Source organism: Roseococcus microcysteis, assembly GCF_014764365.1.
In the GTDB taxonomy this organism is placed as follows: Bacteria; Pseudomonadota; Alphaproteobacteria; order Acetobacterales; family Acetobacteraceae; genus Roseococcus; species Roseococcus microcysteis.
In genome coordinates this window covers 1,189,979-1,207,082 of the sequence record NZ_CP061718.1, presented here as the reverse complement: position 1 = coordinate 1,207,082, position 17,104 = coordinate 1,189,979, and the positions used below count along the sequence as shown (strand labels likewise).

Sequence of the window (17,104 nt, the reverse complement as noted above, 5' to 3'; positions counted from 1 at the left end):
CCACATGCCGATGCAACCCGTCGAGATCGAGGCCCTGATCAAATCGGCCCTGCCCGACGCCCAGGTCACCATCGAGGATCTGGCGGGGGATGGGGACCACTACGCGGCCAAGGTCGTCTCGGAGAGTTTCCGGGGCCTGTCCCGCGTGAAGCAGCACCAGCTTGTCTACGCCGCCTTGCAGGGCCGCATGGGGGGTGTGCTGCACGCCCTGGCCCTGCAGACGAGCGCGCCCGAATGAACCGCCACCCCTTCCAAGGACATCTCACATGAGCGACGTGAACGCGCGTATCGAGGCCGAGCTGAAGGCCAACCCCGTGGTGCTCTACATGAAGGGCACGCCGGTCTTTCCGCAGTGCGGCTTCTCGGCCCGGGTGGTGCAGATTCTCAGCCACGTGGGCGTCCCCTTCAAGGGCGTGAACGTGCTGGAAGACATGGAGATCCGCGAGGGGATCAAGGCCTACACGAACTGGCCGACCATCCCGCAGCTCTACGTCCAGGGCGAGTTCGTGGGCGGCTGCGACATCGTGATGGAGATGTTCCAGTCCGGTGAGCTGCAGGCCATGCTGAAGGAAAAGGGCCTGCCGACCACGGAACAGGCGTGACGGCGGGGCGGCCTGCCTTGTCCCGCGAAGCCACCCACCTCCTCTTCCCGGCCCAGCTTGTGCCGGGGCGGAGGTGCGGTGTGCGGCGCCCGCCCTTGAACCCGGATGCGGGTTCCCTGGCCTGTTCCTCTCTGCTGAGTAGAGTTGATGTCTGACGCCTTCATTGACAGCGGCCGGCTTATTTTTCTTCATATTCCCAAGACAGCCGGCACTTCGCTGCATGATGTCCTGACGGGATATTTCCGGAACGAAGAAATCTGCCCGGAACGGAGGCGTGACCTGTCCCACAAGCCGCCGGAATACTTCAAGCCATATCGTTTCTTTTCCGGGCATTTCACCGCGGAATCGATCGCGAAGGTGCCGGGCAGGAAATTCGCCTTCACGGTCCTCCGCGACCCCTATGAGCGGATCATGTCGCTTTACTATTTCTGGCGGCGGCATAGGGATTCAGTTATTCAAGCGAATAACTTGGCTGGTCCGCGCTTGGCGCGCCAAGTCAGTCTGAAGGAATTCTTGTCTATTGATATGCCGATTCCGAGAAACTATATCAGAAATGAAATGGCTCGGGTGTTGGCTGGCGATGTATTCACCGAAAAAAATGATACATATTACGAATTGAAGGACGGGAAGCGGCTTCCCATTGAGAAATCCGAAATCATCAGGCGCGCGACGGCAACGCTAAACCAGATGGATTTCGTTTTCTTTGTCGAAACGCTGGACCGGGACTTTCCCATTCTATGTAAAATGCTCGGCATGGATCCGGTGCCGGAGTTTCCGCGGAAGAACACGCGCGATGAGGTGCGGCCTGACCTGGAAACGGTGCAGGAAGAGGCGCTGGATGATGAACACCTCGACTTGCTGAAGCAAAATACCGAGCTGGACCGCATCATCTACAGCCTGGCGCAGGCGCGTCATGCGGAGGTGTTGCGCCGCCAAGCGCCAGGCCCTGGATGATGAACGGCGCGGCCCGGCCCACCCAGGCCGCGGGTCGCGCCGATGATGCGGGCTACAGTGCGATGCTGCCGAGCGCACCGCGCAGCATCACGACCTCGTCCAGTGGATCCAGGAAGGCGATGCCCTGCGCGCCGGCCAGCGGGCGGCAGCGCAGCAGGCGATGGGGGCCGAAGCTTTCAGCGAGTTCCATTTCGGGGAAGGGGCCTTCGGGCGGACCTTCCACCAGGGCGATGGTGACCATGGTGACACCCCGCGCGGAACGGTCCAGGAACTCGGCTGTTTCGGCGAAGACGTCCCGGGTATTTTCGAACTCCTCCGTGACCTGCAGCAGCAGCTTGCCATGCAGGCCGCGCAGGGCCTCGCGCATGCGGATCACGCCGCGTTGAAGGGCCGCATATCCTTCCTTGGTGGTCGGGTCCTTCACGTGGAACATCGTGGACCCATACAGTTCCGAGAAGCGCGTGTGCCGACACAGATGCCCATTGGCGCCCGGGGGGCGCACCGAGGCGGGGATGTGCTCATGCTCGTCCGGGGAGAGGAGCAGGTTGAAATCATCCACCAGGCAATCGCGCACGGCCTCGGGAGGGATGGTCATCCAATCGAAGGGGTTGGCCCAGCGGCGCAGTCCGGCGCGACGCAGCATCCCGGCCACGGAGGGTTGGCAGCCCAGGCCGATGCAGGACAGCGCCACGGGGCGCGCCTCCATGGCGGGGGTCATCACATATTCGGTGGGCTTGCCGATACCGGAGGTGAGCTGCTTCTTCTGCGCTTCCTCGGTGTTCGCGATCATGCGGATGAAGTCGCTGCTGACATCCGTCAGGTTGCGGTCCCGCAGGCGCTTCTCCAATTCCTGCGAGAACTTGGTCAGCCAGGTCGGATCCACATCCCGCTTGAGGAGCGCGAGATGGGAGCCGCGGATGATGGCTTCCAGCACATCGCGGAGGGGAGTCGGGTCGGGGACGGGCATGGCCCCTGTGTCGCGCGCGGTGCGCCCGGCGTCAACGGAGGGCAAAGGGGTGGCCGCCCCGGCGCGAGGGCCGGGGCGGCGGTATCATCAGCGCGAGTAGAACTCGACCACCAGGTTCGGTTCCATCTGCACCGGGTAGGGAACATCCGCGAACTTCGGGGTGCGCAGGATGCGGCCCTTCATCGCGCGGTGGTCCACCTCGATGTATTCCGGCACGTCGCGGCCGGCCTCATGGGTGGCGTCCAGCACCATGGTCAGCTGCTTGGACTTTTCCTTCACCTCGATCACATCCGTGTCGCGGACGCTGTAGGAGGGAATGTTCAGCCGCTTGCCGTTCACCAGCACATGGCCATGGTTCACGAACTGGCGCGCCGCGAAGGGCGTCACCGCGAACTTCATGCGGTAGATGATGGTGTCCAGCCGGCGCTCCAGCAGGTCGATCAGGTTCTCGGAGGTGTCGCCCTTCCGGCGGACGGCTTCCTCGTAGTACTTGCGGAACTGCTTTTCGCCGATGTTGCCGTAGTAGCCCTTCAGCTTCTGCTTCGCCATGAGCTGCACGCCGAAGTCGGTCGGCTTCTGCTTGCGGCGCTGGCCGTGCTGGCCGGGACCATAGGTGCGGGCACCCTGCTCGCCCTTGCGGGGCTTGGAGACGGGCGACTTCGCGCGGCCCCAGAGGTTTTCACCCAGGCGGCGATTGATCTTGTACTTGCTGGCAAGGCGCTTCGTCATGCGCGGCACCCCATCGCCCTTGCGGGGATGGGCCTTCTTCTCGCGGCGACCCGTGCGGGGCATCATCCGCTGGATTGTCCCGGTAGGCTTCTGCCGGATGGCAGACGCGGGCGCACGCCCCGAAGGCGTGTCCTCGTTCCCAGGAATGGCGTGGGCTTAGGGGGTGGCGTGGGCCTTGTCAAACCGGGCGTGCCACCCTTACTCCCCACCCATGGTGACGCGCGCGGATATCCTGGTGCTTGGCCTCACGGCGGGCGTGGTCGGCTGCCTGGTGGGCGGCATGATGTTCGGCATCGGCATGGGCCTCGTGGTGCAGAGCGCGCATATCGGCTGGCTGCTGGTGCTGCCCTCCGCGCCCGTGGCCGGCATGCTGGGCTATGTGCTGGCGCGCAAGCTGGCCCGCAAGCTGGAACCCACCGCGGGCGGCAGCCACACCCCTTGACGAGGCGGGGGGGCGGCCCCCTTCTATTTCGCCATGGCAAAAGTCGAGATCTACACCCAGCCCTTCTGCCCCTACTGCGCGCGGGCCGTGGGCCTGCTGACGCGCAAGGGCGCGGATTTCACCGAGATAGACGCACCCAATGGCAGCCAGGCCCGGAAGGACGCCATCGCGCGTTCGGGCGGCCGGACCACGGTGCCGCAGATCTTCATCAATGGCGAAGCCATCGGCGGCTCCGATGACCTGGCGGCGCTGGACCGCGCGGGCAAGCTGGATGCGCTGCTGGCGGGCTGATCTTCGCAAGCGGGGCGAATGCCTTACATATGTCACACGGCCGGGCTCAACCGGCTTGGATAGACCGGGATGATCCGTTTTTCGCTCCGCTGCGCCGAGGCGCATGAATTCGAAAGCTGGTTCAAGGACAGCGCCGCCTTCGACCGCATGTCGGCCGCGGGGCTGGTGGAATGCCCGGTTTGTGGCGACACGCATGTGACCAAGGCGCTGATGGCGCCGGCCATCCGCAAGGTCCCGGGGGTGAAGGGCAGGGCGGAGGCGCCCGCGGCCCTGCCGGCCAAGCCGCAGCCCAGCGCACCCACGGGCCGCGTGGCCGCGGGCCCGCTGCCCGCCCAGATGCTGGCCCTGCTGCAGCGCATGCGCGCCGAGGTCGAGAAGAATTGCGACTATGTGGGCGCCGATTTCGCCGAGGAGGCCCGCCGCATCCACCAGGGCGAGGCCGAGGCCCGCGGCATCTATGGCGAGGCGACCGAGGAGGAGACCGAGGCGCTGCGCGAGGAAGGCATCGAGGTGGCGCGCCTTCCCTGGGTGCCGCCCAGCGATGGGTGAAGTTTCTTGCCCTCAGGCGCCGGGCGCCGCCTCCGGCGGCTGGGCTTCCGCGCCGCGACGGGTGCGCTGAACGCGCGGTAGCCCTGGGCGCGCCGGCCGCTGTGCGGCCGGATCAAGGCCGGCGGTCGGTTTAGACCCGCCGCCCCGCCATGATGTAGTTCACCCCCACATCCCGGCTGATGCGGAACCCCTGGCGCAGGCTGGGCGTCAGCCCCGCCACCTCCGTCACCGCCAGCCCCGCGCCGCGCATCAGGGCGCCCAGTTCCGCCGGGCGCAGGAACAGCTTCCAGTCATGCGTGCCCACCGGCAGCCAGCGCAGCAGGTATTCCGCACCGAGCTTGGCCACCGCATAGGCGCGCGGCGTGCGGTTCAGCGTGGACAGCACCACCCAGCCGCCCGGCTTCACGGCGCGGGTCAGCGCGGCGAGGAAGGCGGCGCGCTCCTCCGGTGGCACATGCTCGATCACTTCCAGCGCCAGGACAGCGTCGAAGTCGGTCTCGTCCAGGGTCTCGGGGGTGCCCGTGCGGTAATCCACCGCGACACCCTCGGCCGCCGCATGGGCGCGGGCGGCGTCCAGCGCGGCGCCGGCGGCGTCGAGCCCCACCACGCACGCCCCGCGCCGGGCCAGCCATTCCGAGGCGAGGCCCGCGCCGCAGCCCACATCCAGCACGCGCTGGCCGGCCACATCCCCCAGCAGCCCCGCGATCCAGCCCATGCGGGCCGGGTTCATGGCATGCAGCGGCGCCATGGGGCCGCGGGGGTTCCACCATTGCTCGGCCAGGGCGTCGAACTTCGCCACCTCGCGCGCATCCGCGCTGGACGGGGGCGCACTGGAGGGATTTGCAGGGCTGCCCCTGTTGCCGGTCGGGTCCATGCCCGGTATCTGACGCGCGCTTGAGGCCCCCGCAAGGCCTGGTTGTATGGATTGGGGCCGGGAATTCCCATGGCACGTATCGTGATGAAGTTCGGCGGAACCTCGGTCGGTGACCTCGATCGGATCCGCAATGTGGCCGCCCGCGTGAAGCGCGAGGTGGACGCCGGCCACCAGGTGGCCGTGGTGGTCTCCGCCATGGCGGGCACCACGAACCAGCTGGTGAAATGGTGCCAGGACCTCTCGCCGCTGCATGACGCGCGGGAATATGACGTGGTGGTGGCCACGGGTGAGCAGGTGACGATCGGTCTCGTCGCCATCGCCTTGCAGGCCATCGGCGTCGAGGCGCGCTCCTGGCAGGGCTGGCAGGTGCCCATCGTCACCGACAACGCGCATGGCAAGGCGCGCGTCGAATCCATCGAGGGCGCGGAGCTGATCCGCCGGATGGAAGAGGGCCAGGTGCCCGTCGTCGCCGGCTTCCAGGGCATCGAGACCGCGCGCAACCGTGTGACCACGCTGGGGCGCGGCGGGTCGGACCTGTCGGCGGTGGCGCTGGCGGCCGCGCTGAAGGCGGATCGCTGCGACATCTATACCGATGTGGACGGGGTCTATACGACCGACCCGCGCATCGTGCCGCGGGCGAAGAAGCTCGAACGCATTTCCTATGAGGAGATGCTGGAACTGGCGAGCGTGGGGGCCAAGGTTCTCCAGACCCGCTCGGTCGAGCTGGCGATGAAGGAAGGCGTGCGGGTGCAGGTGCTGTCCAGCTTCGAGGACAAGCCCGGCTCGCTGGTGGTGGATGAGGACGAGATCATGGAAAAGCCCATCGTGTCGGGCATCGCCTATTCGCGCGATGAGGCGAAGGTGACGCTGCGGCGCCTGCCGGACCGTCCGGGTGTGGCGGCCCGCGTCTTCGGGCCGCTGTCCGCGTCGAATGTGAACGTGGACATGATCGTGCAGAACATCGGCGCCGATGGCAGCACGGACATGACCTTCACGGTCGGCCGCGCCGACCTGCCGCGCGCGCAGGACATCCTCAACAAGGCCAAGGACGAGCTTGGGTTCGAGGCGATGGTCGCGGACCCGGAAGTGGCCAAGATCAGCGTGGTGGGCATCGGCATGCGGACGCATGCGGGCGTGGCCAGCACGATGTTCAAGGCGCTGGCGGAGAAGGGCATCAACATCCAGGTGATCTCGACCAGCGAGATCAAGGTGAGCGTGCTGGTGGCCTCCGACTACACCGAGTTGGCGGTGCGCGCCTTGCACACCGCCTATGGGCTCGACGCCTGACGCACGCCTCCGGCCTGGCGTCTGGATCGAAAATGCTTGGGGCCGCGCATGGGCGCGGCCAAACTCCCGTGATGGCAGCAGCAGGGGCCGACGCATGGACATGAACACCCCCGTCTCGCCCGCGGGTTTCGCGGCGGTGGACCGCCTGATGGCCCGGGGCGCCGCCTTCTTCGGCTCGCGCTACGCGCTGCTGGGCGGCGCGATGTCCTGGGTGAGCGAGCGCAACCTGGTCGCGGCACTCTCCAATGCGGGCGCCTTCGGGGTCATCGCCTGCGGGGCCATGGAGCCGCACCACCTCGATGCCGAGATCGCGGGCACGAAGGCGCTGACCGACAAGCCCTTCGGCGTGAACCTTATCACCATGCACCCGCGGCTGGAGCAGCTGGTGGACACCTGCCTGGCCCACAAGGTCACGCATATCGTCTTCGCGGGCGGCATTCCGCCCGGGTCCGCGCTGAAGCGGGCCAAGGAGGGCGGGGCCAAGGTGGTGTGCTTCGCGCCCGCCCTGGCGCTCGCCAAGAAGCTGGTGCGGTCGGGCGCCGATGCGCTGGTCATCGAGGGCAGCGAGGCGGGCGGGCATATCGGCCCCGTCAGCCTGAACGTGCTGGCGCAGGAAATCCTGCCCGTGATGGGGCCGGAGGTGCCGGTCTTCGTCGCCGGCGGCATCGGGCGGGGCGAGGCCATCCTCTCCTATCTGGAGATGGGCGCGGCGGGGGCGCAGCTTGGCACGCGCTTCGTCTGCGCCAGCGAATGCATCGCCCACCCCAATTTCAAGCGCGCCTTCATCCGCGGGGCGGCGCGCGACGCCCTGCCCACGGTGCAGCTGGACGAACGCTTCCCCGTGATCCCGGTGCGGGCCCTGCAGAACGAGGGCACCAAGCGCTTCATGGAGCATCAGGCCAAGGTGCTGGCGCGCTTCCAGTCGGGCGAGCTGACGAAGGAGGCGGCGCAGCTCGACATCGAGCATTTCTGGGCGGGTGCGCTGCGCCGCGCCGTCATTGATGGCGATGTGGAGAATGGCAGCCTGATGGCCGGGCAAAGCGTGGGCATGGTCTCGCGCGAACAGCCGGCCGCGGAGATCGTGGCCGAACTCATCGCGCAGGCGGCGGCGGCCCTGGCGGCGCGGACCGCGTGATGTTTTCCCCGTGTCACAGTTGCGCGCTGGGCGCGCGGCGCGGTTGGCGGTAACCATAGCCCCGTGTTCAACGACATGAAGCGCTTCCGGCCCTCCGAGGCCAATGCGGTGGACGCCACCCGGGTGGGCGAGGAGCTGCGCGACGCGCGGCTGGCGCTGGGCTGGGACATCCAGGACGTGGCGACGCAGCTGCGAATCCGCCGCGTCTATCTGGTGGCGCTGGAGGAGGGGCGGATCGGGGATCTGCCCTCGCCCGCCTATGCCATCGGCTTCATCCGCAACTACGCGGCGCTGCTGGGCCTCGATTCCAACGACATCGTCCGCCGTTTCCGCGACGCGGCGACCGGCGTGGTGGCTAGGCGCAGCGACCTCGTCTTCCCCGAGCCGGTGCCCGAGCGGGGCTTCCCCACCGGCGTCGTGCTGCTGCTGGGCGCCGTGATCGCGGTGGGCAGCTACGTCGCCTGGTACAATTGGAGCGGCTCGGGCGAGCGGGTGGTGGATGCGGTGCCGCCCGTGCCCGCGCGGCTGGACCCCGCCGTGCGCGATGGCGAGGCGCTGCGCCCGCCCCGCGTGGCGGAGGCGCCGGCCCCCGCACCCGCCCCCAGCCCCACCCCGGCGCCGACAGCCCAACCCGGGCCCGGCCTGCCGCCCTTGCCGGTGCCGACCCCGGTGCCGGTGCAGGTGCCACCTCCGCCGCCCGCCCCCGCCGCGCAACCCCCCGCCACGCCCGCGCCGCCCGCGGCCAACGCGCCCATCGTGCTGCGCTTCCGCGGCGATGCCTGGACGGAGGTGCGCGCGCCCGGCAACCGCGTGCTGCTCTCCCGCGTCATGCGCGCGGGCGAGAGCTGGGAGGTGCCGGCCGGCCAGACGGGGCTGACGCTTTCCACCGGCGCCGGGCAGAACATGGACATCGTGGTGGGCGGCCAAGTGGCGCCCTTCACGACCGATCTGCGCGGGGTGCGGCGCAACATACCGCTCGAACCCCGCGCGCTGATGGCGCTGCCCGCGCAGTAGCGCCTTGGCCCTCGCGGGGGCGGGGGCGCTGCCCTATATTCGCGGCACACGCGCCGCCCGAGGACAAGCATGAGCTACCGGCCCTACCAGCAGATCACCCGCCGCAAGTCCCGCCAGATCCGAGTGGGGAAGGTGCTGGTGGGCGGCGACGCGCCCATCAGCGTGCAGACCATGACCAACACCCTGACCTCGGACGCGGCGGCCACCATCGCGCAGATCCGCAAGTCGGAGGTGGCGGGGGTGGACATCGTCCGCGTCTCCTGCCCGGACGAGGAGAGCACGGCGGCCCTGGCCGAGATCGTGCGCGAGGTGAACGTGCCCATCGTGGCCGACATCCATTTCCACTACCGCCGCGCCATCGAGGCCGCACAGGCTGGGGCCGCCTGCCTGCGGATCAACCCTGGCAACATCGGCAGCCCGGAGCGGGTGAAGGAGGTGGTGAAGGCGGCGCGGGACCATGGCTGCGCCATCCGTATCGGCGTGAATGCCGGTTCGCTGGAAAAGCACCTGCTGGAGAAGTATGGCGAGCCCAACCCGGAGGCGCTGGTCGAATCCGCCCTCTGGCACGCCGACCACCTGCTGCAGAACGATTTTCATGAATTCAAGATCAGCGTGAAGGCGTCGGACGTCTTCATGGCCGTCGCGGCCTATACGCAGCTCGCGGAGGCCTGCGACCACCCGCTGCACATCGGCATCACCGAAGCGGGCGGCAAGCGTGCGGGCACGGTGAAGAGCGCGATCGGCCTCGGCAACCTGCTCTGGGCCGGGATTGGCGACACGATGCGCGTCTCCCTCAGCGCGGAGCCGGAGGAGGAGGTGGCCGTCGCCTGGGACATCCTGAAGTCCCTGCACCTGCGGCACCGGGGCGTGAAGATCATCTCCTGCCCCTCCTGCGCGCGGCAGGGCTTCGACGTGATCCGCACGGTGGAGAAGCTGGAGGAACGGCTGGCGCATGTGACGCAGCCCATCAGCCTTTCCATCATCGGCTGCGTGGTGAACGGGCCGGGCGAGGCGCTGATGACGGATATCGGCCTCACCGGCGGCGGCGCGGGGCGGCACATGGTCTATTCGGCCGGCAAGCAGGACCACACCACCGACACCGACGCCATGATCAACCACCTGGTGGGCCTGGTGGAGGCGCGGGCGGCGGCGCTGGACGCCGAGGCGCGCGCCAAGAAGGAGGCTGAGGCGAAGGTCGCGGCGGAATAGGCGCTTGCGCATCTTCTCCACGCTGGGCGTCGCTACGGTTTTGCGGCGCCTGGACCTGCCGGCCGAGATCCGTTTCGACCCGACCGCGCGGCTGCTGGCCGCCATTGCGGAGGGCGCGCGCGCGGACATCGCCATCCTGACCGATGCGGGGGTGGAGGCGCTGACGGCGCAGGGCATCCTCGCCGCCGGGACGCGGCGGGATCTGGCGCATTCCTATGTGGGCATCGCCGTGCCGCCCGGCGCGCCGCATCCGCGCTTCGGCACGGTGGAGGAGTTGCGGGCGACGCTGCTGGCCACACCCAGCCTGACCTATTCCCGCGCGGGGGCGAGCGGCATCTTCTTCGCGGAATTGCTGGAGCGCCTGGGCATCGCGGACGAGGTCAACGCCAAGGCCACCGTGATCCCGCACGGCTTCACGGCGGAGCTGGCGGCACGGGGCGAGGTGGCGCTGGCCATCCAGCAGGTCAGCGAACTCATGGCGGTCGAGGGCGTGGAGGTGCTGGGCAAGCTGCCTGAGGGCGCCAATACCTGCGCGGTGTTCTCGGCGGCGCTGTTCGCGGGTGCTGATCCGGGGGCGGCGGAACTGGTGGACGCCATCGCGACGGCCATGACGCCCGAAGCCCTGCGCGCGGGCGGGCTGGAATCCCCTTAGGGGGACTGCACGGCTTCAGAAAGGCACAAGGCCGGATCGAACTTCGGAAGACCGATGTACATGTCGGCGTGGCTTCCGCCGTGGTTTGGCATGCCGGGCTTCGTGAGACAGCCTTGGGGTTGGGTATAGCTGTCAATGCGACGCACCGGCTTCTCATGCCACTGTAGGTTGAATGCCCAAAACTTCGGGAAGAAGCACATAGACGCGTAGGGCAGATGGTCGTGGATCCACCACGCCAAGCGTTGCCAGTCACCAGGCTGGCTATAGCGGTCGGCGAACCAGGGCACGATGATGCAGGCGGTCGCTCCCATATGCCCGTTCGCGTCGCGCAAATCCCAGATATGGTCCGCTGCATTCTTTTCATTAGAGGCGCAGTTGAGGCCATGCTTGTTACCGAAATCATTGACCGCCGCCGCCCGGAAGGCTGACCGGATGGCCAGGCGCCCAAAGTGATTTTGCAGTGGCTCCAAAAGTTCTTGGCACAGGCGCCGCCCGGCCTGGATGGCGAGGTCCGGGTCGTCCGGGACGTTGGGAATGCCGTGGATTTGCGAGATGTCCGAGTGCAGGAAGTCGCGCATGAAGAACGTCCTGGAGAGGCGTTCGCGCCCGAACGCTTCAAGCGCCTTCACCGTCAGCGGCTTGGTCATGACGCTCTCGCCCTCTCGTTGTGTCTCATGCATGACGCTGGCATCCGCCCATTGCAAGATGTCCACTCAGGCTGCGTCGTGTCGGCGGGTGAGCCACCCCATACCTATGCCAGGGCGAGGGGCACCTTGCCGACACGCCCCCGTGGCGCTACCGCCGCAACATCATGGCCCACATCAAGCTGCAACCGCCCCGCGGAACCCGTGACCTCATTGGCGAGGAATTCCGCCGGCACCACCACGTCATCGAGACGGCGCGGCGCATCGCCGCCCTCTACGGCTTCGAGGAATGGGCCACCCCCATCTTCGAGGACACCCGCGTCTTCGCCCGCGGCCTGGGCGAGACCTCGGACGTGGTCAGCAAGGAGATGTATGTCTTCGAGGACCGCGGCGGCGAATCGGTCACGCTGCGGCCGGAGAACACGGCGGGCGTCTGCCGCGCCCTGGTCTCGGGCGGGCTGACGCAATCGCTCCCGCGCAAGGTCTTCTATGCCGGCCCCATGTTCCGCTACGAGCGGCCCCAGGCCGGGCGCTACAGGCAATTTCACCAGATCGGCGCCGAGATCCTGGGGGCGGCCGAACCGCTGGCCGATGCCGAGGTCATCGCCTGCGGTCACCACATCATCCGCGAGCTCGGCCTGGACGAGGGCGTGGTGCTGGAGGTGAACACGCTGGGCGACGCGCCGAGCCGTGACGCCTATCGCGCGGCCCTGATCGCGCATTTCAGCGCCAACCGCGACAAGCTGAGCGAGGACAGCCAGCGCCGGCTGGAGAAGAACCCGCTGCGCATCATCGACAGCAAGGAGGCGCAGGACCGGGCCCTGGTCGCCGACGCGCCCACCATCGAGGGTTTCCTGACCGACGCCGCCCGCGCCCATTGGGACGCGCTGCGCCGCCACCTGGACGCCTTCCGCCTGCCCTGGCGGGAGAACCCGCGCATCGTCCGTGGCCTCGACTACTACAGCCACACCGCCTTCGAATTCGTGACCGAGCGGCTGGGCGCCCAGGGCACGGTCATGGGCGGCGGACGCTATGACGGGCTGGTCGAGGAGATGGGCGGCCCGCCCACCCCCAGCGTCGGCTGGGCGGCGGGGGTGGAGCGCCTGTCCATGCTGCTGGAACGCGCCAGCCTGACGCCGGCTGCCCCGCGCCTGGTGGTTGTGATCCCGGTGGGCGAGGCGGAGGAGGGGGCGGCGCTGTCCCTGCTGCAATCCCTCCGCGCGGCGGGGGTGGCGGCGGAGATGGGCTATCGCGGCAACCTCAAGCGCCGGATGGAGCGCGCCAACAAGCAGGGTGCCCGCGCCGCGCTGATCCTGGGCGAGGCCGAGGTGGCGCGCGGCGTGGTGCAGTGGCGGGACCTGGATGCGGGCACCCAGGCCGAAATCCCGATGGCAGAGGCGGCCGCCCGGGTGGGTTAGCCTGCGCTCGGCTTCGGTGAAATCACCGAAGCCAATCAGGCGTCCTTACCACGCGACTGATTCACGGCTTCGGTGAAATCACCGAAGCCGATCAGGCGCTACCAGGGCCCTACAGCCCGTAGCCCACCCGCTTGGTGTTGCTGGCGCGCAAATTCCGCAGCCGCGCCAGCGCCCAGAGCGGGAAAATCCGCCGGTAGCCGTGGTAGCGCAGGTAGAAGACGCGCGGGAAACCGGTGCCCGTGTAGTCATCCTCCGGCCAGTCGCCATCCTCGGTCTGGTGTTCCATCAGCCATTCAGCGGCGCGCTGCACGGCGGGGTGCCCGGCCTCGCCGGCGGCCATCAGGGCCAGCATGCCCCAGGCCGTCTGGCTGGCGGAGGAGGGCGCGGCCTCGCGCGCATCGGGGCGGGTGCCGCCGCGCGCGGGGTAGGACATGCCGTCCTCGCCCCAGCCGCCATCCTCGTTCTGCCGCTCCAGCAGCCAGCCCACGGCGCGGCGCATGGCGGGGTGGTTGTGCGGCAGGCCGGCCGCGTTCAGCGCCGTCAGCGCCGACCAGGTGCCATAGACGTAGTTCACGCCCCAGCGGCCATACCAGCTGCCATCGGCCTCCTGCTCACGCAGCAGGTATTCGATGGCGGATTTGGCGGCGGCTTCGTCGCCTCGGCCGAGCTGCGCCATCATGGCGAGGCACCGGCCCGAGACATCCACCGTCGGCGGGTCCAGCAGGGCGCCATGGTCGGCGAAGGGGATGTGGTTCAGGTAGTGGAAGGTGTTGTCGGCGTCGAAGGCGCCCCAGCCGCCGCCGCGGGACTGCATGCCGACCGTCCAGTCCGTGGCGCGCTGGATGGCGCCGTCCATCTCGGCATCGGCCGTCCCCGTCACGCCGCGCCAGCGGTCCATGGCGAGCACGACCACGGCGGTGTCGTCCACGTCCGGGTAATGGGCGTTGGCATATTGGAAGGCCCAGCCGCCGGGCTGGAGGTGCGGGCGCTTCCAGGCCCAGTCGCCCCGCACGTCGCGGATTTCGCGGCCGACCAGCCAGCGCAGCCCCTGGCCGGCGGCCCGCACCTGCGCTTCGCCGCCCGCTTCGAGCAAAGCGTGGGAGACGAGGGCCGTGTCCCAGATGGGGGAAAGGCAGGGCTGGACGTAGGTCTCGTCCTCCCTGTCCTCGACCAGCTTCTCGACGGCCGACCAGGCGGTGACCACGCGCGGGTCATCCGCCGGCACGCCCAGGCAGTGATACATCAGGATGGCGTTGGCCATGGCGGGGTAGATGGCGCCCAGCCCGTCCTCGCCGTTCAGCCGTTCGGTGACGAAGCGTTCGCAGGCGGCCTCGGCGCGGCTGCGGTGGCTGCTGGGGAAGATTTTTCGCGCGCGATGGAGCGCGCCGTCCAGGGCCTTGAACAGGGACGACCAGGGCTCGGCCTGATGGGCGCCGCCGGGCCATTCGCGCACCTGCTCGGGCGGGGTGCGGAAGAGTTCGTTGATGGTGACGCCGCGCGGGTTGGCGGCCTGGGGGCGGCGTTCCATCACCACCGTCAGCGGCACCAGCACGGTGCGCGCCCAGTAGCTGATCTTGCTGATGTGGAAGGGGAACCAGCGCGGCAGCAGCATGATCTCGGGCGGCATGACCGGCACGGCCCGCCAGGGCACGATGCCATAGAGCGCCAGCGAGGAACGGGTGAAGACGTTGCTGCGCTCGGCGCCGCCCGCGGCCAGGATGGCGTCGCGCGCCTGGACCATGTGCGGCGCGTCCGGCGCGTCGCCGATCAGCCGCAGCGCCAGGTAGGCCTTGACCGAGCAGGAGATGTCGAGCGGCCCGCCATGGAACAGCGGCCAGCCGCCGCCGGTGTTGCCCGCCTGTTCGGCCTGGATGCGGCGGAGGTAGCGGCCGATGCGGGCTTCGCGCTCCGGTTCGATCTGGCCGAAGAAGTGCTTCAGCATCAGGTATTCGGCGGGGATGGTGGCGTCCGCCTCCAGCTCGAAGACCCAATGGCCGTCGGGGCGCTGGCGGGCGAGAAGATGCGCGGCCGCGCTCTCCACCGCGTGGTCGAGGGCGGAAGGATCGCTGTGCTGGGGAAGGGCCGCGCCGATGGGTTGCCGCAGGACGTTCAAACCAGGAATTCCTCGAAGGAAGCCGCACCTTGTGTCAGGGAAGGTGCATAAGACGGAAAGGGTTGATTCCGGAAGGGTGCGGCCGGGACGTTGCGAATTACTTGCGCGATAGGGATTCACCTTTCCACAACCCGCCACTTCCCTGCCACTCGGCCCGCGCCGAATCCAGGGTGAACAGCAGATAGGTGGCCGCCACCACCGGCAAGGCGAAGCCCCGCCACGCCGAAAGCCCATAGAAGCGCAGCATGGGCGCATAGGCCACCACCATCGCCGCCCAGGCGAAGGCGCCGAGCCAGCCCGCCACCCCCGGCGTCAGCAGCGCCAGCAGGGGCGGCGCCAGGAAGACCAGTGCCAGCGCCGCCACCATGCCCAGCAGCAGGACCGGGTTGTAGCGCAGCTGGGCATAGGCGGTGCGGGCCACCATGGCGCGGATGTCCGCCACACGGGGATAGGCGCGCAGCGACACCACGCGGTCCGTCAGCCCCACCCAGGTGGCCCGCCCCGGCCCCTTCACCAGCGCCGCCAGCGCGCAATCATCAATGATGCGGTCATGGATGGGGGCGAGGCCCCCCACCGCCTCGAAATCCCGCCGGCGCAGCAGCACGCAGCCGCCGGCCGCCGCCGCCGTGCGGGCGCGCGGGTCGTTCGACCAGGCGAAGGGGTAGAGCATCATGAAGAAGAAGACGAAGGCCGGGATCAGCCAGCGTTCCGCGGCGCTCTGGCAGCGCAGCCGCGCCATGAGCGAGACGAGCGCGTAATTCCCCGCCTCGGCCCGCTGCACCAGGCGGCGCAGGCTGTCGGGGGTGTGGGCGATGTCGGCGTCGGTCAGCAGGATATGGGTGTGGCTGCCGGGGGCGAGCGCCTCCAGCCCCTGGCGCAGGGCGTTCAGCTTGCCCGACCAGCCGGGCGGGCGGGTGCCGCCCGTGACCACCTGCGCCCCGGCCGCGCGGGCGATCTCGCCCGTGCCGTCGGTGCTGCGGTCATCCACCACCGTGATGGTGAAGCGGCCCGGATAGTCCTGGGCGCGCAGGGCCGTCACCACCTGGCCGATCGTCTCGGCCTCGTTGCGGGCGGGGATGAGGATGGCGACCTCGGGCCATTGGGTGGGGTCGGGCAGGGTGGCGGCGTCCTCGTCCGTCACATCGGCGCGCCAGAAGAAGCCGCGGCCCAGCAGCAGCACGAGCCAGGCGATGGCGGCCGCCGCCGCGATCCAGATCATCGGAGCATGCCCTCCGCGCGGAACCAGGCGATGGCGTCGCGCACGCCCTCCTGCCAGGGGCGGGCCTGGTGGCCCAGCACGCGGGCGGCCTTGTCCGAGGAGAAGAACATGGTCTGCGCCGCCATGCGCAGCCCGTCGCGCGTCAGCATCGGTTCCTTCTTCGTGATGCGCGCCAGGGCCTCGCTCATATGCGCGAGCGGGACCAAGGGCGCGCGGGGCAGGCGGAAGGGCGGGCGGTGGCCGCATTCGGCGGCGATGAAGCCCAGCATCTCGGCCAGGGTCACGTCCTGGCCGCCCAATATGTGCCGCTCGCCGGGGGTGCCGTGGTCCAGCGCGGCCACCACACCCGCCGCGCAATCCTCGACATGGACGAGGTTCAGCCCCGTCTCGACATAGGCGGGCATCTTGCCGCGGGCCGCTTCCAAGATGATGCGGCCGGTGGGTGTGGGCCGGCTGTCGCGGGGGCCGATGGGGGTGGAGGGGTTCACGATGACGGCGGGCAGGGCATGGGTGCGGACCATCTCCTCCACCAGCCGTTCCGCCGCCGTCTTGCTCTGCTTGTAGGGGCCGATGGCCTCATCGGGGGCGGCCGCATCGGCCTCGGTTGCCACGCCGCCGGGCCTAGGCTTGAGCGTCGCCACCGAGGAAACATGAACGATGCGCGGCACGCCCGCCTCGAGCGCGGCCGCCATCACATGCCCGGTGCCGGTGACGTTCACCTCGAACATGCGGGCGGGGTCGGGCACGAAGATGCGGTAATCGGCCGCGGCATGGATCACGGCGCCCACGCCCGCCATGGCGTAGCGCAGGCTTTGCGCGTCCGTCAGGTCGCCCAGCGCGACCTCGATGGGCAGCCCGTCGAGCGTGTGCCGGACGGAGTTCGGCCGCACGAAGGCCCGCACCGCATGGCCGCGCGCCAGCAGCACCCGCGCCAGCGAGGCGCCCAGAAAGCCGTTGGCGCCGGTCAGCAGGATGGTGGTGGGGGGCATGGCGCGGTTCTGCCGG

19 protein-coding genes are annotated in these 17,104 nt (G+C 69.1%); 12 read left to right on the top strand and 7 right to left on the bottom strand.

What is annotated here, in order from left to right:
- The first annotated feature begins 4 nt into the window (after positions 1 to 4).
- The 3 genes from ICW72_RS05735 (at position 5) to ICW72_RS05725 (ending at position 1,556) form a co-directional block, all read left to right on the top strand.
- The gene (locus ICW72_RS05735; protein ID WP_191085337.1) at positions 5 to 238 is read left to right on the top strand and encodes a BolA family protein; all 234 of its coding nucleotides are present in this window, start codon (positions 5 to 7) and stop codon (positions 236 to 238) included.
- Between the two features lie 28 nt (positions 239 to 266).
- The gene (grxD, locus tag ICW72_RS05730) at positions 267 to 602 is read left to right on the top strand and encodes a Grx4 family monothiol glutaredoxin (RefSeq protein WP_184383481.1); all 336 of its coding nucleotides are present in this window, start codon (positions 267 to 269) and stop codon (positions 600 to 602) included.
- A gap of 147 nt (positions 603 to 749) precedes the next feature.
- Positions 750 to 1,556 carry a sulfotransferase family 2 domain-containing protein gene (locus tag ICW72_RS05725; protein ID WP_191085336.1) on the top strand — a complete coding sequence of 269 codons (807 nt, stop codon included), beginning with the start codon at positions 750 to 752 and terminating at the stop codon, positions 1,554 to 1,556.
- 52 nt (positions 1,557 to 1,608) lie between these two features.
- Here ICW72_RS05725 and ICW72_RS05720 read toward each other — a convergent pair whose 3' ends face one another.
- Together ICW72_RS05720 and rpsD are read right to left on the bottom strand one after the other, a co-directional pair.
- Positions 1,609 to 2,523 (bottom strand): DUF1796 family putative cysteine peptidase, encoded by a 915-nt coding sequence (locus tag ICW72_RS05720; protein WP_191085335.1) that lies wholly within the window; start codon positions 2,521 to 2,523, stop codon positions 1,609 to 1,611.
- An 87-nt stretch (positions 2,524 to 2,610) separates the two neighbouring features.
- A complete protein-coding gene (rpsD, locus tag ICW72_RS05715; protein WP_191086142.1) occupies positions 2,611 to 3,252 on the bottom strand; it encodes a 30S ribosomal protein S4 in 642 nt (213 codons plus the stop codon).
- Between the two features lie 211 nt (positions 3,253 to 3,463).
- Here rpsD and ICW72_RS05710 point away from each other — a divergent pair, with 211 nt between their 5' ends.
- The 3 genes from ICW72_RS05710 to ICW72_RS05700 all read left to right on the top strand — a co-directional run bounded on the left by ICW72_RS05710 (position 3,464) and on the right by ICW72_RS05700 (position 4,534).
- Complete coding sequence (locus tag ICW72_RS05710; protein WP_191085334.1) at positions 3,464 to 3,694, top strand: hypothetical protein; 231 nt, start codon at positions 3,464 to 3,466, stop codon at positions 3,692 to 3,694.
- A gap of 33 nt (positions 3,695 to 3,727) precedes the next feature.
- The gene (gene grxC, locus ICW72_RS05705) at positions 3,728 to 3,985 is read left to right on the top strand and encodes a glutaredoxin 3 (RefSeq protein ID WP_191085333.1); all 258 of its coding nucleotides are present in this window, start codon (positions 3,728 to 3,730) and stop codon (positions 3,983 to 3,985) included.
- 69 nt (positions 3,986 to 4,054) lie between these two features.
- Positions 4,055 to 4,534 carry a DUF1178 family protein gene (locus tag ICW72_RS05700; RefSeq protein ID WP_191085332.1) on the top strand — a complete coding sequence of 160 codons (480 nt, stop codon included), beginning with the start codon at positions 4,055 to 4,057 and terminating at the stop codon, positions 4,532 to 4,534.
- 130 nt (positions 4,535 to 4,664) lie between these two features.
- Here the strand turns inward: ICW72_RS05700 and ubiG are convergent, their stop codons facing one another.
- On the bottom strand, positions 4,665 to 5,408 hold the full coding sequence (gene ubiG, locus ICW72_RS05695) for a bifunctional 2-polyprenyl-6-hydroxyphenol methylase/3-demethylubiquinol 3-O-methyltransferase UbiG (RefSeq protein ID WP_191085331.1): 744 nt from the start codon (positions 5,406 to 5,408) through the stop codon (positions 4,665 to 4,667).
- A 69-nt stretch (positions 5,409 to 5,477) separates the two neighbouring features.
- Here ubiG and ICW72_RS05690 point away from each other — a divergent pair, with 69 nt between their 5' ends.
- The 5 genes from ICW72_RS05690 (at position 5,478) to ICW72_RS05670 (ending at position 10,705) form a co-directional block, all read left to right on the top strand.
- Complete coding sequence (locus ICW72_RS05690; protein WP_191085330.1) at positions 5,478 to 6,695, top strand: aspartate kinase; 1,218 nt, start codon at positions 5,478 to 5,480, stop codon at positions 6,693 to 6,695.
- A 94-nt stretch (positions 6,696 to 6,789) separates the two neighbouring features.
- Positions 6,790 to 7,830 (top strand): NAD(P)H-dependent flavin oxidoreductase, encoded by a 1,041-nt coding sequence (locus tag ICW72_RS05685; protein WP_223880852.1) that lies wholly within the window; start codon positions 6,790 to 6,792, stop codon positions 7,828 to 7,830.
- Positions 7,831 to 7,893: 63 nt separating this feature from the next.
- Complete coding sequence (locus tag ICW72_RS05680) at positions 7,894 to 8,844, top strand: helix-turn-helix domain-containing protein (protein ID WP_191085329.1); 951 nt, start codon at positions 7,894 to 7,896, stop codon at positions 8,842 to 8,844.
- 69 nt (positions 8,845 to 8,913) lie between these two features.
- Positions 8,914 to 10,053: a flavodoxin-dependent (E)-4-hydroxy-3-methylbut-2-enyl-diphosphate synthase gene (ispG, locus tag ICW72_RS05675; RefSeq protein ID WP_191085328.1), complete on the top strand. Its 1,140-nt coding sequence runs from the start codon at positions 8,914 to 8,916 to the stop codon at positions 10,051 to 10,053.
- A 4-nt stretch (positions 10,054 to 10,057) separates the two neighbouring features.
- A complete protein-coding gene (locus tag ICW72_RS05670) occupies positions 10,058 to 10,705 on the top strand; it encodes a molybdate ABC transporter substrate-binding protein (RefSeq protein ID WP_191085327.1) in 648 nt (215 codons plus the stop codon).
- Here the strand turns inward: ICW72_RS05670 and ICW72_RS05665 are convergent.
- Positions 10,702 to 11,352 carry a hypothetical protein gene (locus tag ICW72_RS05665; RefSeq protein WP_191085326.1) on the bottom strand — a complete coding sequence of 217 codons (651 nt, stop codon included), beginning with the start codon at positions 11,350 to 11,352 and terminating at the stop codon, positions 10,702 to 10,704. The two genes, ICW72_RS05670 and ICW72_RS05665, sit on opposite strands and share 4 nt — an antisense overlap.
- Before the next feature lie 164 nt (positions 11,353 to 11,516).
- On the opposite strand from ICW72_RS05665, the gene hisS reads away from it, so the two are divergent.
- On the top strand, positions 11,517 to 12,767 hold the full coding sequence (hisS, locus tag ICW72_RS05660) for a histidine--tRNA ligase (protein WP_191085325.1): 1,251 nt from the start codon (positions 11,517 to 11,519) through the stop codon (positions 12,765 to 12,767).
- 109 nt (positions 12,768 to 12,876) lie between these two features.
- Here hisS and shc read toward each other — a convergent pair whose 3' ends face one another.
- The 3 genes from shc to hpnA all read right to left on the bottom strand — a co-directional run bounded on the left by shc (position 12,877) and on the right by hpnA (position 17,088).
- Positions 12,877 to 14,880 carry a squalene--hopene cyclase gene (gene shc / locus ICW72_RS05655; protein ID WP_223880851.1) on the bottom strand — a complete coding sequence of 668 codons (2,004 nt, stop codon included), beginning with the start codon at positions 14,878 to 14,880 and terminating at the stop codon, positions 12,877 to 12,879.
- 97 nt (positions 14,881 to 14,977) lie between these two features.
- Entirely contained in the window at positions 14,978 to 16,099 is a 1,122-nt protein-coding gene (locus tag ICW72_RS05650) for a glycosyltransferase (RefSeq protein WP_191085324.1), read from the bottom strand.
- A complete protein-coding gene (gene hpnA / locus ICW72_RS05645; protein WP_191085323.1) occupies positions 16,096 to 17,088 on the bottom strand; it encodes a hopanoid-associated sugar epimerase in 993 nt (330 codons plus the stop codon). Before hpnA ends, ICW72_RS05650 begins: the two co-directional genes overlap by 4 nt.
- Positions 17,089 to 17,104: the final 16 nt, after the last annotated feature.